Annotated in this window: 9 protein-coding genes; all 9 read left to right on the forward strand. The window is 35.0% G+C overall.

Features of this window, described 5'->3' with window-relative positions:
- Nucleotides 1-21 precede the first annotated feature (21 nt).
- Nucleotides 22-2,607: a zinc-dependent metalloprotease gene (locus EG344_RS17310; protein WP_123910632.1), complete on the forward strand. Its 2,586-nt coding sequence runs from the start codon at nt 22-24 to the stop codon at nt 2,605-2,607.
- 6 nt (nt 2,608-2,613) lie between these two features.
- The gene (locus EG344_RS17315; protein ID WP_123910633.1) at nt 2,614-5,946 is read left to right on the forward strand and encodes a SusC/RagA family TonB-linked outer membrane protein; all 3,333 of its coding nucleotides are present in this window, start codon (nt 2,614-2,616) and stop codon (nt 5,944-5,946) included.
- Between the two features lie 11 nt (nt 5,947-5,957).
- On the forward strand, nt 5,958-7,277 hold the full coding sequence (locus EG344_RS17320) for a RagB/SusD family nutrient uptake outer membrane protein (RefSeq protein ID WP_123910634.1): 1,320 nt from the start codon (nt 5,958-5,960) through the stop codon (nt 7,275-7,277).
- A 73-nt stretch (nt 7,278-7,350) separates the two neighbouring features.
- Nucleotides 7,351-8,118, forward strand: a complete 768-nt coding sequence (locus EG344_RS17325) for a LytR/AlgR family response regulator transcription factor (protein WP_123910635.1) — start codon at nt 7,351-7,353, stop codon at nt 8,116-8,118.
- Between the two features lie 215 nt (nt 8,119-8,333).
- The gene (locus EG344_RS17330; protein WP_123910636.1) at nt 8,334-9,794 is read left to right on the forward strand and encodes a hypothetical protein; all 1,461 of its coding nucleotides are present in this window, start codon (nt 8,334-8,336) and stop codon (nt 9,792-9,794) included.
- Nucleotides 9,795-10,209: 415 nt separating this feature from the next.
- Nucleotides 10,210-10,716, forward strand: a complete 507-nt coding sequence (locus EG344_RS17335; protein WP_123910637.1) for a M15 family metallopeptidase — start codon at nt 10,210-10,212, stop codon at nt 10,714-10,716.
- Between the two features lie 330 nt (nt 10,717-11,046).
- Nucleotides 11,047-13,230 (forward strand): hypothetical protein, encoded by a 2,184-nt coding sequence (locus tag EG344_RS17340; protein ID WP_123910638.1) that lies wholly within the window; start codon nt 11,047-11,049, stop codon nt 13,228-13,230.
- A 2-nt stretch (nt 13,231-13,232) separates the two neighbouring features.
- Entirely contained in the window at nt 13,233-16,673 is a 3,441-nt protein-coding gene (locus EG344_RS17345) for a hypothetical protein (protein WP_123910639.1), read from the forward strand.
- 6 nt (nt 16,674-16,679) lie between these two features.
- A complete protein-coding gene (locus EG344_RS17350) occupies nt 16,680-17,162 on the forward strand; it encodes a hypothetical protein (protein WP_123910640.1) in 483 nt (160 codons plus the stop codon).
- Nucleotides 17,163-17,245: the final 83 nt, after the last annotated feature.

The raw sequence follows: 17,245 nt of genomic DNA on the forward strand, positions 1-17,245 counted from the left end.
CTAAGATATTTACTATTTGGAATGAATCGGACTATTTTAATGAAGAATTACAGGCTTGCACTGTATCTTGGACTAGCCATGGCATCGCCGGCAGTTCTGGCACAGAAAAAAGACACTGTAAAAACGACCAAGGACAAAACCGAAAAAACAGATCTTTCATCATCAAAAAAGACAAAAAAAATTGACGAACTGATTAAGAAAGGGACTTACAAAAAAGGGATTTTCAATACCATTCAGGTAAAAACAGATCTTTATTTTGAAATTCCTGACAGTTTGATGGGACGTCAGTTTTTGGTAGTGAACAAACTCTCTCAGGTCCCAATGCAGGTAAATGAGGCAGGCCTTAATAAGGGAATGAACTATGAAAATAAGATCATTTCTTTTCACAGGGACAGAGTCGCTAAAAAGGTATGGGTGAAAACTTCTGAAGCGAAGGTGTCTTCTCCTAAAAATGATGCTATTACGAAATCTGTTAAAGACAACTTTTCAGAATCTGTCATTGAGGTTTTTGATATTGAAGCCCAAAACAGTGATTCTACTTCGGTAGCCATTAAAGTAAATAAGGTTTTTGATGGAAATCAGAAAAGTTTTAATGATGTGTTGGCTAATGTAGGTCTTGGTGGTTCAGTAAAATCAAGTCTTTCCTTTATTGAAGGAGTAAAAACATTTCCGGAAAACCTTGTTGTTAAATCTCAACTGAGTACTTCAGTGAATGAAGGTGGTGTGGATCTTCCGGTAACACTTGGAGTAACCAGCAATCTGGTATTGCTTCCTAAAGTTCCAATGAAACCAAGGGTGGCAGATGCAAGAGTAGGATTTTTCAGTGAAAAGCATTGGTTCTTTAATGACCAGCAGCAGAAAATGGATGAGAAATTTTTCATCACGCGTTGGAATTTAGAGCCTAAAGATGAAGACAAAGAAAAATATCTGAGAGGTGAACTGGTAGAGCCTAAAAAACAGATTGTTTATTATATAGATCCTTCCACACCAAAACAATGGCGTGAAAAGATCATTGCAGGAGTTCATGACTGGCAGGTGGCATTCGAGCAGGCAGGGTTCAAAAACGCTGTCATCGCTAAAATGCCGGATGAAAAAGATGAAGACTTTGATATTGATGATGTAAGATATTCCGTAATCACATACGCTGCTTCTCCTAAGTCTAATGCGATGGGACCATCTGTAGTAGATCCGAGAAGTGGTGAAATTATTGAAGCAGACATCATTTGGTGGCACAATGTAATGACTTCTCTTCAGGAGTGGATGAGAATTCAGATAGGGCCTATTGATGCTAGAGCGAGAGGAAATAAATTCAGTGATGAATATATGGGTGAAGCCATTCGTTTTGTATCCTCTCATGAAGTGGGGCATACTTTCGGATTGAAGCACAATATGGGATCTTCTTTTGCATTCCCGGTAGAATCTCTTCGTTCTAAAGAATTTACCGATAAAATGGGGGGGACAGCTCCTTCTATCATGGATTATGCCCGTTACAATTACGTGGCACAGCCGGAAGATGGTGTTACTGCAATCACTCCGAAGATCGGAATCTATGATAAATATGCAATTGAGTGGGGCTACCGTTGGTATCCTGATGAATTCGTAGAGAAAAAGGCGCTTAGAAATTTAATAGAAAAGCATGAAGATGATCCATTGTATTTCTATGGTGAACAACAAAGTTACCTGGAAACAATAGATCCGCGCTCGCAGTCTGAAGATCTGGGTGATGACGCGATGAAAGCCAGCGAATATGGAATGAAAAACCTAAAAGTTGTAGCCAATAATCTTTTAAAATGGACCTATGAGGACGGAAAAGATTATACAGATGCAGGAAGGTTATACATGGGCGTTATTGGCCAATGGGATCTGTATACGGGACATGTAATGGCTAATGTAGGAGGGATTTACCTGAATAATACGGTTTTTGGTAATAAGAAAAAGGCCTATGAAGCAGTTCCCGCTGAAACCCAGAAAAGAGCAGTGGATTATCTGGTTAAAAACTCGATCAATCTTCCGGAATGGTTATTCTTTAATCCGATTACTGAGAAAACATATTCGGTTAAAAATTCACCTATGGGACCATTTGAGCAGACTCCATATACTTTAGCGAGAGGAATGCAGTATGCTAATATCTACTCCCTGTTTATGGATGACAGATTGCTTAGACTCCTTGAGAACGAGTTGAAGCATGAGGTTTCTGGTTCAAAAGATAAGATCTATACAGTAGAAAACTTATTTGAACAGGTAAGAACAGCCATTTTTAACAAGAAAGGAAGCCTTACGATGCTTGAGAAGATGGCACAAAAGAACTACGTGGATGCATTGATTGTTTCGGTGAACAAATTATTCGAAAAAACAGCCGTAAAAACATTGAAGACAGATCAGACATTAAATATGCCAATGATCTGCAACTATCATGAAGAAGGTAAAAATCTTAGAAACATCAATTATTCATCCATGAAGAGAGTATCTGAAGTAACAACGTATAAAAGAGCAGAGCTGCAAAAGGTTCTGAATTTACTGAACAATACCAGATACAGAGGTGATGACGCTTCAAGAGCACATTACACAGATTTAATCATTCGTATTGAAGAGGCTTTAAACAAATAAACAGCAATGAAAAAAACTCTAATCCTTTTACCTCTTTTAGCGGCTCAGGTTGCGTTGGCTCAGGAAAAAAAGACCATTACAGGAAAGATAGAAGACGGTAATACTTCCAGCGTAATTGCAGGAGCATCTATCAAAATAGAAACGCAGTCTGTTTCTACAAAAACTGATCTGGACGGAATTATCGAAAGTGTATCTGTAGGTACAGTAGCTGATAAGGACGGGAAATTTATACTGGAAATTCCGGTAGGAACTAAATCTATCCTGGTAAGTTCTCCAGGGTACGAATCCCGTATCATCCAGATCAATGAAGATAAAACAAACTATATCGTAAGATTGGTTTCTGAAGTTTCAGATAAAAATAAAATTCAGGAAGTAATCATTACGGGATATCAGAAAATTGAAAAACGTAAGCAGACTTCAGCGGTTGCTACCGTAAAAATGGATAACATCAGCCAGGCTGGGGTGGCGAGTGTAGACCAGATGCTATCCGGGCAGATTGCCGGGGTAGTAGTGACTCCGGAAACAGGGTCTCCGGGTGGGCCTGCAAAGATCAGAATCCGTGGGACAGCTTCTCTGTCTGGACCGCAGGATCCGCTATGGGTAATTGATGGTCTTCCATTAGAAGGAAATGATGTTCCAAACTTCAGTGATAAAGATAATATTGACCAGCTTCAGAACTTTTCCATTGCAGGGTTGAACCCGAATGATATTGAAGATATCACTATTCTGAAAGATGCTGCAGCAACGGCTATTTATGGAGCCAGAGCAGCAAACGGGGTAATTTCCATTACCACAAAAAGAGGAAAGAAAGGGAGTATGAGGTTAAACTTCTCTGCGGATACTTTCGTAACTGCCCGTCCTGATTTTGAAAAATTAAACCTGATGAATGCATCAGAGAAAGTAGATCTTGAATTGATGCTTGCCCAGCGTGCAGATCTTACTTACCGTGCAGATAAAGGAGAGGTGATGAGAATTTTAACTCAGAATAACCAGCTTAATGATTTTAGAACTGGTGGTCTGGGAGCTTTAAGTCCATTGACTCTTAACCAAATCAATGCGTTAAGAAACAATACCACTGATTGGGGAAAACTGTTATACAGAAATGCCATCAATAAACAGTATGGAGTAAGTATTTCCGGAGGTGGAGAAACTTCAGATTACTATTTCTCTTTAGGGTATTATGATGAAGAAGGAACAACGATTGGTACAGGATTTAAGCGTTATAACCTTACTTTAAAGAATAATTATAAGTTAAGCGATAAATTAACGGCTGGGATCTCTGTTTTCGGGACTCAAAGTGAGAAAGAATCATTTATGACGGATGCAGATGCTGCTGCAAGCCCTATTAATTATTCAAGAAATGCCAATCCGTACATGAATCCGTTTAATCCGGATGGAAGCTACAGATATGATAAAGATATCGATGGTTTTGCAGATACTTATATTCCTTTCAACTTCCTTGAAGAAAGACAGAATACAAGTTATACGCTGAAAAACCATTCATTAAAGGCGATTTTGGATTTAGAATATAAAGTTTCAAAAAATCTGAAATTCACGTCTCAATTAGGTATTCAGTATGATACTAACAAGACTGAAAAATATGCCGGACAAGAGACGTATTTTACCAGAAAGATGAAGGAGGCAACCCGTTATTATAAAGACGGTGGATATAAATATTTTCTGCCTGCCGGAGATATCAAACAAAACTGGGATAATGATTTCTTCCAATACAACTGGAAATTACAGGGAACTTACAGTACGAAAATCAATTCTGTACATGAAATTGATTTGATGGCAGGAACGGAGCTTCGTAAAACGGAAGATAACACAACGCTTACCAGAGCTTTTGGATATAACAAAAATACAAGAACAGCAACTCCAATTGCTTTCCCAAGTGCTAATTTCGCTGCTGAAAAGAAGTATGAAACATACCGCGAAATGCCACCTGTAGAGAATGCATATGCTTCTATGTTTGCTACAGCATCCTATACTTACGATCAGAAATATACTTTCTTCGGAAGTGTAAGATATGACGGGACGAACTTATTTGGAGTTAACAAAAAGTATAAATATCTTCCAATATGGGCTGTTTCCGGTTCATGGCTGGTAACGAAGGAGAATTTCATGCAGAATGTAACACCTGTTTCCAACCTGAGATTGAGAGCGTCTTATGGTCTACAGGGAAATATTGACCGTAATACTTCGCCTTTCTTTATTGGGGAATACAATTATGCGAATATTCTTCCGGGAATGAGAGAAGATGTCATCAATGTGATCAGTCCGCCAAATGATAAACTTCGTTGGGAAAAAACAACCAATGTCAACTTTGGTCTTGATTTAGGATTATTCAAAAACCGAATTAACCTTACTGCTGATGTATACAGCAGAAAAGGAACGGATATGATCAGTATGAAAGAAACTCCTCTTGAATCAGGTTTTGAGTATACCATGATGAACTGGGGAAGCCTTACGAACAAAGGTTTTGAATTGGCGTTATCTACAAGAAACATCGATAAAGAAAACTTCAAATGGTCTACTACCATCAACTTTGCTCACAATAAGAGTAGAGTATTGAGTGAACAGCCTCGTGATAATGCGATGTTGCCATCTAGAGAGGGACTTCCTGTAAATGCCATTTTTGCTTTAAAAACAGCTGGGATGGATGCTTCAGGAAACCCATTATTCTGGAGAGGAAATGAAAAGGTATCTGCTGAAGATTTCTTCAAACTATATGATGTATATGCAGACTTCCTGCCAGGGCAGTTCGTAGATACAAAATTAACAAATGAAGAACTGAGAAATCTGTTTACTTATGTAGGAGACAGGGATCCTAAGTTTACAGGAGGAATCATCAACAACTTTAAAGTTAAGAATTTTGACCTTACTGTTTCTGCAACATTCAATTTTAAGCAGACGGTAATGCGTAGTCCTTCTTACAGAGGAATGGAGCTGGACAGAGGAAGAAATTATACAAGAGAAATCTATGAAGCCGGAGGTTCATTACCAGGAATTACAAGTCCTGATATGGATGCCAATCCAAATGGCTGGATGGCTAATAAATGGTTTGCAGGGAACCGTTCCAATACGTATGGATTGCTTGATGTATGGGCAAAGGAAATCAGTTATGTAAGAATCAGCAGTATCCGTCTGGGCTATACGCTTCCAAAAGAGTTTACGGCACCTATGGGAATCAGCAGTTTGAGACTGAGTGTGGAAGGACGTAACCTATTTGTATTTAGTAATGGATACAAAGGATATTTTGATCCGGAAACGTATGGTAATATTTATGCACAGCCTATTGCTAAATCTGTGACAGTAGGATTTAATGTTTCTTTTTAAAACTTGAAAAAATGAAAAAAATAACAACTATTATAGCATTGGCCATTATCAGTTTTACCTCTGTAGGATGTGACAGATTTTTGGATATTCAGCCAGAAGGAAAAGTAATTCCAACCAATGTTGAAGATTACCGTAAGGTTCTTACCTCAGCGTATGCAAAATATCCTAACCACAAATCTTTGTCAGTTCTTCGTACTGATGAGATAACGATCAACGAAAATATCAGTGATTTCAATGTTTATCGTGAAATTGCGATGTGGAAAGATGCGAATAATGATTCCGCAACGGCAGAATTTCCATGGGTGAGATTTTATTCAGTAATTTTTTACCTGAATCAGATCATTAACGAAGGCGTTAAAACAATGGCAGATTCTCCTGAGAAACAGCAAATTCTTGCAGAAGCCTATGCATTGCGTGCTTATACCTATTTTGATATGGTTAATCTGTATGCAAAACCGTACAATAGTGCTACAGCTTCTACAGACAGAGGTATTCCTATCAATCTTGAAATGGATATTGAAGCTGTATTAAAGCCATCCAGCGTACAGGAAGTTTATAATCTGATTCATGCAGATATGAGTAAGGCAGAAGGTCTTATGGTAGAGCAGAAGCAGACTGCGGGTATCAACTATAGATTCTCTAAAATTGCATTAATGGCTTTACAGGCCAGAACAGCTCTTTATCAAAGTGACTGGAACAAAGCTTTGTATTATGCAGAACAGGCATTAGCTATGAAAGGGGATTTGGTTGACCTGAATACAAGTGCTACTGCACCTCATCATTATATGTCTGTAGAATCTATTATGGCGTTGGATGATGTATTTGACAGTGCAGCACAGAACTTATCTTTTGCCTCTTCTGAACTGATCTCAAAATTTAATAGCAATACAGATAAAAGGTTTAAACTTTCTTTTGAAAAAAATGGAAGTCAGTATAAGATCATCAAAAAAGGAAGTTCAGAATTTAAGGTATCTTTCAGAACTACAGAAATGTATTTTATAAAATCTGAAGCTTTACTGAAATTGAATAAACTTGATGAAGCAAAACAAACGTTATTAAAAGTTCTTAAAAACAGATATACTCCGGAAGGATATACTACTGTTCAGAATACGATAACCTCAATGAATGCTGCAGACTTTATGAGTTTCATCCTTGATGAAAGAACCAGAGAGTTTGCTGTAGAAGGGCACAGATGGTTTGATCTGAGAAGAGCCAACCAGAAAGAAATTAAACATACCATTAACGGTAAGGACTATATTCTTCAGCAGAATGATCCGAGATATACGATAGAATATCCAATGAGTGCGAAGAAGAATAATCCTAATTTATAACATATTCATATTAACAACCCCTGAAACCGCTAGAGCTTAATCGTTCTAGCGGTTTTTTTGTACTTTTGCATTTATGAAAATTGCCATTATAGAAGATGAATTGCTGGCTGTTAATTATCTGAAAGATCTTTTGGATAAACAAAGCATCGTTCCTGTTACGGAAGTCGTAGTTCTTCGTTCCAAAAAAAAGGCAATAGACTTCTTTGAAAATGATGCTGCCGATCTTATTTTTATGGATATTCATCTTGGTGACGGGATGAGTCTGGAGATCTTTGAACAGGTAGAACTTTTTACTCCTATTATTTTTATTACGGCATTTGATGAATATGCAATGCGCGTTTTCAAGCATTTTACAATAGATTATCTACTAAAGCCTTTTGAGGAGGAAGATCTTCATCAGGCATTGCAGAAATTTGTTTCCATCAGGAATAATTTTGACCCTGAACCTGTATTGAAATCTATTTCCACGTTACGTCAGGGAGACGATGCTGAAGTGATGAAACGTTTTATGGTAAGAGAAGGAAATAAACTGAAGCCTGTAGATGAACAAAATACAGCTTATTTCTTTGCATCCGGGAAATACCTTTTCCTGACAACAATGGATAACCAAACCTATATTTATGATGATACCATCAAGGATATTATCCAAAAGTTGAATCCTCAGGTTTTCTTTAAAGTAAACCGTAAGTTTATTATCAATAAAGAAGCGATTACAGAAATTATCAAACATTCTAGCCAGAAAGTAGAATTAAAACTTTCTCCGAAACCGGAAGTGAGCGCTGAGGTATTTATCAGTAAAATGCAGATTACAGAATGTCTGAATTGGCTTAAGAATCAGTAAAGACTCTAAGATTGATGCTGGAATAGGGAAGTTCTTGTAATAAGAATACATTTTTAAGTTCTTTTTATATTGTCATAAATCCTTTTTTGAATTTTCAAGATTTGTCCTTCTTACGAAGGAAGAATCTCAATGTCCCATTTCCAGTTTCTCTACTTTTCCCTATCCATTTTTTTCGTATTTTCCCTACTTAAAACTAATTGTTTAAACAAGGAACTATGAAAATATATGTATTGCTTACTTTAATGCTTTCGGGGGTAGTATTTTCACAAAAGATACAGCTGAAAAAAGATAAGATTCTCTTCAATGAAAAGGAAGTAGGAATCCTGAAATCACCTTACAGAGACCATTTTGAGTTTTATAATCTGGCTAATGAAAAAGTTTTTGATGCAGACTTAAAAGGAGTTACCCTGGCAAAAGAGCAATTTTTATATTACCTGGATATGAAATCAGCAGACGGAAAAACCACCCAGATTCCTTATGAAGTATTGGTTACCTCATTTAAGGTAGATAGAATTGTAGCTTATCAATTGGCCGTAAAATATCACCTTTTCAATGAAAATGGTTTTGATAAAGCCGAATTGGAGAAGTTCTTTAGTACTCCGAGAGAAAATTTGGGCGACAAATACCTGGCTGCAAAAACCAACAGTATTGCTGAAGATAATGCGAGAAAAAGCAGACTTGACAATATCAGAAGCCTCTATAATCCGAGAATGGGATCAAACGGAGAAATTCTCATCAATAGTAGAGGCTATCAGTCTAAAATTATTGGGTATTCAAAAGCGTTTAACTGTGTAGGATTCAATAATACAGGATCCTGTCTGGAAGTGACTGATCTGGATGGTGTGAAGGTGGCTTCTATGTATCAGACTAATCAGGGATTAAAAACTTATTTGGTAAAAACCTTTGATAATAATGAATTTACCTTTACAGCTACAAGACCTTATGCGCCTTCAGATTATGCATTTATCAATGAGTTTGTTGCCAATCTTTTTATTGAAGGCTATACGCTTGAACATCAGGCTTACTATAAAAATCAGGAACTTCATCAGGCAAAAATGAATGATGCTGTCAATCGAAGTATTAATTTATATGATGTTCCTGGATATGTGGTGGAGAAATCAGGAAAGAAAACAGAAGGAGCCATTACCATCTGGTTTGAAATGCTGGATCCGGAAAGAACCGGCCAAAAATTACCTCAGGATGGAGCCGACAAGTTTGGTCAAAGGGTAACTGTAAAGAAAAAGCTTCCAGGAATGAATAGTATGGCTACCAAAGTATATGATGCCGATTCAGGAGTACATTTTTGTGTTTCCCCCAATGGAAATGAAGAATGTTACTACGGACTGGATGTAAAAGGAGAGTTCATGAAGAAAATGCAGAATTATGGAAGTCTGTATGGTAATAATTCCTATTTCTACAGATTGGTAGCAAAAGAGAATAAGATTATGCTCCTTCAGGATCCTGTGGAGCATCAGAAATATGTCATCAAAACAGATTTGCAGCCTAAAGGGCAAATGTTGGACAACAGATCCAATGATAAACTATCTGAAAAGCTGGCAGACTATCTTAAAGATTGTAAGTCTGTTTCTGACCAGCTTAAAAGTGAAAATCTTGATCTTAAAAACGAACAAAATCTGATACAGATTATTTCGGACTATAGTAAATGTAAGAAGTAACTGAATACAGAAATAAATAAATCCGGCAATAGAATGGTAAGTCTGTTGCCGGATTCTTGTTTTAATGATAGAGTAGAAACTTTCTAATTTCCCTCTTCCACCATTATTAAATAGCCAGTTTCGGTGAGTCCTGCTTCTGTGATTAAATTTTTTCGAAAAAAATATATTGCGTCAAGTTTTGACGTTAAAGACCTATACTTTTGCTTTAGAATTAAACAACAAGCTATAATGACTGCACACTTGCTTATCCAAATGCCTAGCATCGCTATCCTGTCTGATGATAAAGGTTCAGGTCTGCGGTAGTACACCATTTCACATTTTTTTATAATGCAATATAACACGCCAAGTTTTGACGTCAGTCTGAAATAGCTTTGCTTAAGAATCAAACACCAAATCACAAAATAGTAAACCATCCATGGATAAACCAAGTGAAAACAGAATAAAAAATCTCCATCCATTGGTAAGGAAAGAAGTCACACAGATTGTAAAAGAATGTGATGAAGCCCTTACCGGGAGAGCAAAAGTGAGGATTACTCAGGGATTAAGGTCCTTTAAGGAACAGGATGCATTATATGCGCAGGGAAGAACAAAAGCCGGAAAGAAAGTCACCAATGCCAAAGCCGGTCAAAGTATTCACAATTACGGATTAGCGGTAGACATCTGCCTGATTATCGACGGAAAAGCAGCAAGTTGGGACACTGCGAAAGACTGGGATAATGATGGCGTAGCCGACTGGTACGAATGTGTGAAAATCTTTGCCAGACATGGCTGGGAATGGGGCGGAAACTGGAAAACCTTTAAAGACCTGTCGCACTTTGAGCGCAGATTTATCTGGAAAGGAGAGCGTAAGATCAACGCGACCTGGAGAAACTTACAAAATTTACCAAAAGATAAAGACGGATATGTAATTTTTACGAAATAGTCCCGGGATTATTTCACTGTGAAAATCAATATTACAATCAACCGGAATGATTGTAAAGGAAGGGTTTTGTCTTTTCCGGAAAAATAAAACTTTTCTTCCTTATTGAACAGTTGTTAAAACCTAAAAAATTCTGAATAAAAAAATTATTGAAGCCGCTAAGATGCATGAAGAAAAATCATATTAAATTTTAAGAAAACACTCTTTAAAAAATAACCTGGCTTATTATTCTTACAGCCTTCATTAACCTTAAGGGTTCAGAATACTTTTTCAGTTTTACCAGACTTATTATTACCACCGTCTTATCTTTTATTAACACCAAAAATCACAAAAATGCCACAAAATATTCCATCGGGAAGCTTATCGACAGCTCCCGACAGCAAGGGGCTTAATGTACGGCCGGATCTTTTGCCGGAGTCTTTCTTCTTCTTGGAGAAAGGAAAAGCATTCTCACAAAGCCCGGCCGAAAAGTTTGGAGCCAATGGTACTGTATTCAGGACCACCTCCAAAGTAAGCCTTAGCGGTACCGGCAAAATATATACTATTTGCCAGGGACAGGTATTTTTACAACCTTGTGGTACAGATGCCACTAAAGTAAATGCGATCCTGAAGCCTTTTAATCAGCCGATTAAAGGATTAGCGATCAAATATATCGTATACAGAGGCCTGAACAGATCCAACTTCTTTGACTCTAACCTCATCATTAAGGATGGAACAGGAGTAACAGGTTTTGTAGACGTCATCAGAAAAGAATTTAAGGGACTCTATAATATGCTGGGAATTACTGTCCCTCAGTTTACGGCTCAGCATATCGGGTTTCCGGTAGGAAATTCCCAATTAGAAACTGATCTTATTGATGATTATTTCCTTAAGATCTCTAAAGTTGAGGTCACAGGAGGTAATGCTACTGAACAGCCTAAAAAAGCTTTTGAACTGCCTATGATCCCAAGAGGAACGCATCTTGGAAATGCTACAGGAAGTGTAGGAATTGATATCGTATTGAACGAAGGAGACTATACGGTAGCGAACGATCCAAACCCATTTCAATTAAATCTGGCTTTTGCCCGAAGTGCAGACCACGTTTTAGATCAGGCCATAGGAAATACTTCTTTTAAAAAGAAACTCATCAGAGAAACAGCCACCCAATTCCTTGATATTGCAGCCTTTTATGGTTTGCATACGCAGGGGAAAGGAAAAATCCATATGAGTGATAACTCTGTTCGGCAAACTGTAGAAGAAATTGGTAATCAGATTTCAGGTTTTAAAACAGCTGATACAACTTATCTGTACATTCAGGGAAGCCGACAGAGATCTTATAATTTCTATGGAAATCAGAATCTGGAAGGAAGTACCCATAATATTAAAATTGGACAAACCACGACGAACCTTTCTTTAGAGCAGTTTGAAGCAGGATGGCCGGTAAAAGAGTTGGTTGCACAACCATCATTGGTAGTTCAACTTACAACTGATAATAACGATGCTGCTGCGATGTACGTAAAACAAGGCGTTTTACAAGATACTCCCAATGAAGATTATTTTATCAGAGGTAAAAATTTACTACAGGGAACAGCTAATGGAGTGGACACCAATTTCACAAAACCTATTACTTTCAGATTAGATAAAACAAGTGCTGGTAAAACGGTTGCTTCTTTTATACAGTTGATTTATGAAGGAAAAACCGTGAAAATTACTTCTGAAACTCCTGGTCCAAATCCAGGTGATCCTGCTGTAAGTACAACTTATGATTTGAAAGACATTGATGATATTTTCGGATTGATTAATGTGACTCCAAAAATTCAGTCTAAAGGAGGAAGTGAGCTTGTTTATGTAATTGATCAGAATTTATTATTGATTGATTTTGAAAATAAGGCAGGAGGTAAAGATATTGCAACAGTAACTACCAAGAAAGTAGAGGATCTGATCATGAAAAATGATACGGATAGTCTGAAAAGGGTTACTTATGAGACGTTGTTGAATAATATCCGGCAGAATGTAGGTGCATTTTTTGAAAGTAGAGCTGCTTATCAGGATAATTCTAACAGTGGTACAGTTTCCTATAGTGATAAACGGAATAATTTTTATCAACCTGAAACTCCTTATTATTTCCAAACAGAAGTATACAATGATTCTAATGGAACATCTATAACAGGGTTATCATTGCATGTAGCAGATGGTACTTTACCAAGTAAAAAGGTATTAGGAATAACAGAAGATGAGAATAATGTTTTTATAAATCTTATAGGCAATCAGATTAACAATGCTAAATTTTATTTCAAAAACGAGCTTCTAAATGAGAATGATGCTTATACCTCAATTGATGGAGTAAAATATAAGAAATATAGCTTGGCAATAGTAGGTGAGAATCAATCAGGAGGTTTAGTTCTGATAACACCTACGAATAAAGTATATGTAACGACAACAGATGATATGGTCTTTGCTTCTGAGGAATATTCAAAATGGATACCATTATTTGTATCGAGTGTTGATAATAATATTTATGAAAAAATTAAATCGTAAAAATGGAATCAGCAATATTAACAGCTAAAAATGGAATTCCCGTAAGATTAAAGGGAATTTCCCCACAAATCAATGGTGCTAATTATGAAATTTCACCTAGTTATTATAATATAAAGGGTGAATTACTTAATTTTTATTATAAAGGGATCTTATATACATATATAGGAGAAATTGATTACTATGAAAGTGATAGAAAGCACAAAAAGTTAAAAAAAGGATATTGTAAATCCTCTGTATATGTAAATTATAAGAAATACGAAAATCAAATAGATAATTTATTGAAACCAGAAAACTGGTTTGAAGATTTTGAATTTGCGAAAAAAGGAGATCTTTTTAAGATTGATCGAGTTGAGTTTAAAGGAAGTTTAACAAATGGATATAAGAAGTATTTTATTTATTCACAATATGAATTTAAAATAAATAATTTAGAAATTGACTTTTCAAATAGTGACCAATATCCTCCTGAGAATTTAAATGTAAATAGTCCAAACTATAGTAAAAAAGTAAGAACAGATCGAGACTTACAGTCCAATTATTCTAATATAGAAGAAGGAAATTTCTTTACAAAAAATTTTAAAAATAAAATTGATGGTATTAAAATTTCAGATGCTTCTAAGGAAATTTTATATGAAGGAATTATTAAAATATGTTTCAGAATTGATAAAATATATCGTGAAGTTTTAGATATATTAGCAATAGAGAAGCTTCAGAGTATTTTAAATCTAATTAATGGAATTCCAGTAGGAGTAGATGCACATAATTATATAGATAATATTGCTTCACCAATTACTACATCTTATTTAACAAAAACAGATAAGACAATAGCTCATTTGTTAATAGATTGGGGATATAAAGATTTATTGAATACAAAAGAGTTAGCCTTTGATGTAAATGAGGATCAATTTTATAATGGAGTCTATAGGCCTTTTGATAATTATTATAATGCACTTGTAAACTTCCATAATAATCTTTCTTATAAAGATGAAAGTCTTCTTTTCGGTTCACCAGCTACATTACCTGCAACATGGGATTCTACAATATTATTAGAACAAGATAATAAAAGATTTCAGTATTTATGTCATGTCTTACCTTCTAGCGCAATATCACTACTTAGTGCTTCTGAAAGAATTAAAGTTATTGAGACTTTTATTAATGAAACAAGTCTTTCCTATGAAGCTCAATTTAATATTTTAAAAATAATTCATTCTTTTTATCTTTTTCCTGAAGATGGGGAAACCTTTCTAATATTTCTTTTAAAAACGAGAAGTGGGGTGTATACTAATTTTGATTTATTATTTAGGCTTTTTGATGATGATACTAAACAATATATCTCTCCAGTAGTAGGCTTTTTTGCAAATGAAAAGACATATAGAAGGAATTTTATTTATGGGTTATATCAAGTTTGGAAAAAAAGTAAATATGATTTTAGATTTATTCCTTCAGGAGTTACTCCAACTGAAGATGGAACAAATCCTAATGCATACTTTCAGACTTCCCAAGGTGAGCAATACTATAAACCGGACAATGATGACAACTATTATGTAACTCTTGAATTTGCATATAATGAAGTATCTAACAATCCTAACTTTAAAATTAATTCTGATACAGAATATACTATTAATAAAGATTTAAATAGAGAGAAAGTAACAATAACAAGGGTTATTACTCATAACAGAAGTAGTAAAGAATACATTTTTTTAGACCCTAATGCATCAGTACAAATTGAGAAGAAGGAAATGGAATTCCATCTTTATCAACCTTTGAATATGATCGGTTTTAAAGAGTTTGAAAATCTTAAAGAATATCTTCCAAAGGACCCGATTTTGCCTGCTTTTGTATATTATTATTGCCAAGATTATGAAAGAATTAAAGAGATTAACACAGCCTGGTCTACAGGAATAGATATAGCAGCTGAAATTTTAATTTTCTTTACTACTGGAGGTGTTGGACTTATTAAAGATTTAAAATACCTTAAATATGTAACAAAGATTGGTAAAGCTATTCGCGCAACATCGGCTACTCAGGACGTTGTACTTACTTTAAGGGGGGTTGAAGCGGGGTTTGAAGTGTTTTCTGTAACTTCAGCTATGTGTTATAGTGCTGCCAATTATATTGCTACCACAAGTGATAATGAAACAGCACAAAAAGTGGCTCGAGTATTTTTTTGGTTAACAATGTTAAGTGCTGGGGCTACTATTTATGCAAGAAGAAAAGCAGCTAATGCGGCAAGAGACCTTGTTTCAAACCAGACTACATTTAATACACTATCTGATGAGATTAAAAGTGTTGCCAATCATTTAGTCGGAGCAGAAGATATGGCAATGTTTACTTATAAAGCAAAACTTCAGAATGAATATCCTTACTTTTATAGTTATTATATTCAACTACCAAATATTGGAGGAGTAGATTATCAAAAAGTTTTTCAAGCAGAGTTTAAAAATCTTAAGCCTAATCAACTTGCTAAACTTAATAGTTCTACGATTAATACTGCAGCAAATTGGCGTGATTTATATACCAAATCTATTATCGATAGAAAAATGGTTGAAGTGATTGCTAATCAAGGAAAAGTAGATGACATTTTAAGATTCTATGCTGAACCTATTCTAAGAAAAGAATTAGAGGCAATGTATTTTGATTCAAGATGGAGGTTTTTAGATAATTTCGGAAATATTGATAATATTGTATATAATGAATTAAAAGAAAAACCGCTTGGAATTCATTTTTTATTAGATACAAAGACACTACCTAAAAATTCTATTGAAATGTTTGATGCAGATGATGTTATAGAAATTTTGGCGTCAAAATTACCAAGTGAATCACACTTAGGAACTTTATTTCAAAAGAATAGATTAACATGGGCTAAATCAATTAAAAATTATCCTGTTAATATAGAAATTATTCCACTGTCAAAAAATCAACTGAAAAGTCTTTATGAGAGGCATTTTGATCTGTTTGCAAATATATCGAAAAGAACTTTTAATTCTTATAAAGGATCAAATCGCTTATTTGTTAAAATAAATTGTTACGAATCTGGTGTTTTAGTTGAGCCTACTATTTTAGAAAATTACCTTTCAGGTTATAAAACAACCGCAGAGAAATTATATAGTGCAGCTCCTAATTTAAAAGCTCAACATCATTTTGTCGATCCTGACGATTGGGGGAAATTTAGGACTTTTGCACGAAATGCTTTTGATGATGCGGGAGATTCAAGATTTAATGAAACTGAAGTGAAGTTTTTGTATAATTTTTTTGCAAATCATTTTCATAAAGGTAATAGATTTGTGGTAGAAATGGAATCTATTCTTTATACTTGTAGAAATTGTCAAAAATATTTACAAGCTGCTCAAAAATATGCCAAATCTCAAAATAAAATTATCGAATTTAAATTTTTAGCTCATACAGAAGCTGTAGATATGGATGCTGTATTAAAATTAATAGAATAGAACATTATGAATATAGAATTTTTAAAATATTTACAAGATAATCCGGCAGCAAAACCCGGTAATATTGAATACGAAGGAAGAATTGAACCTCTCTCTCTTTCTGAAATACAACAGTTGGAAGCTATATACAATAATGGAAATATATTTCCAAAAGCATTAAGAGAACTTTTATTTCTTGCAGGAAAACGATGTTATGTATTAACATATAATATATTTGAAAATCAGCATGAGCTCCAAGAAGAGCCTAGATTATGGCTCCAAGAAAATAATAAAATAATAAATCGGCCCTTCTATGTTATTGAAGCAAGAAATATTGAAGAGTCATTTTTATTTGTTTATTTAGATGAAGGAGATGATCCTGTAGTTCGACAAGCATATTTGTTTGATAGAAGTGATATGCAATTTATTAGCAGTTTATTAGGGAAAAAATTATCTCAATTGATAAAATATCGTATTGATATAAAGAAGGAGGGATATAATCCTTTTTAGTAAACTAATTGGTTTATTTATATTAGAAATAAGGTAGGATGAAAAATCTAACAACTTACCTGAAACATTCTATCACCACGGGA

The organism is Chryseobacterium sp. G0162 (genome assembly GCF_003815715.1).
GTDB lineage: Bacteria > Bacteroidota > Bacteroidia > Flavobacteriales > Weeksellaceae > Chryseobacterium.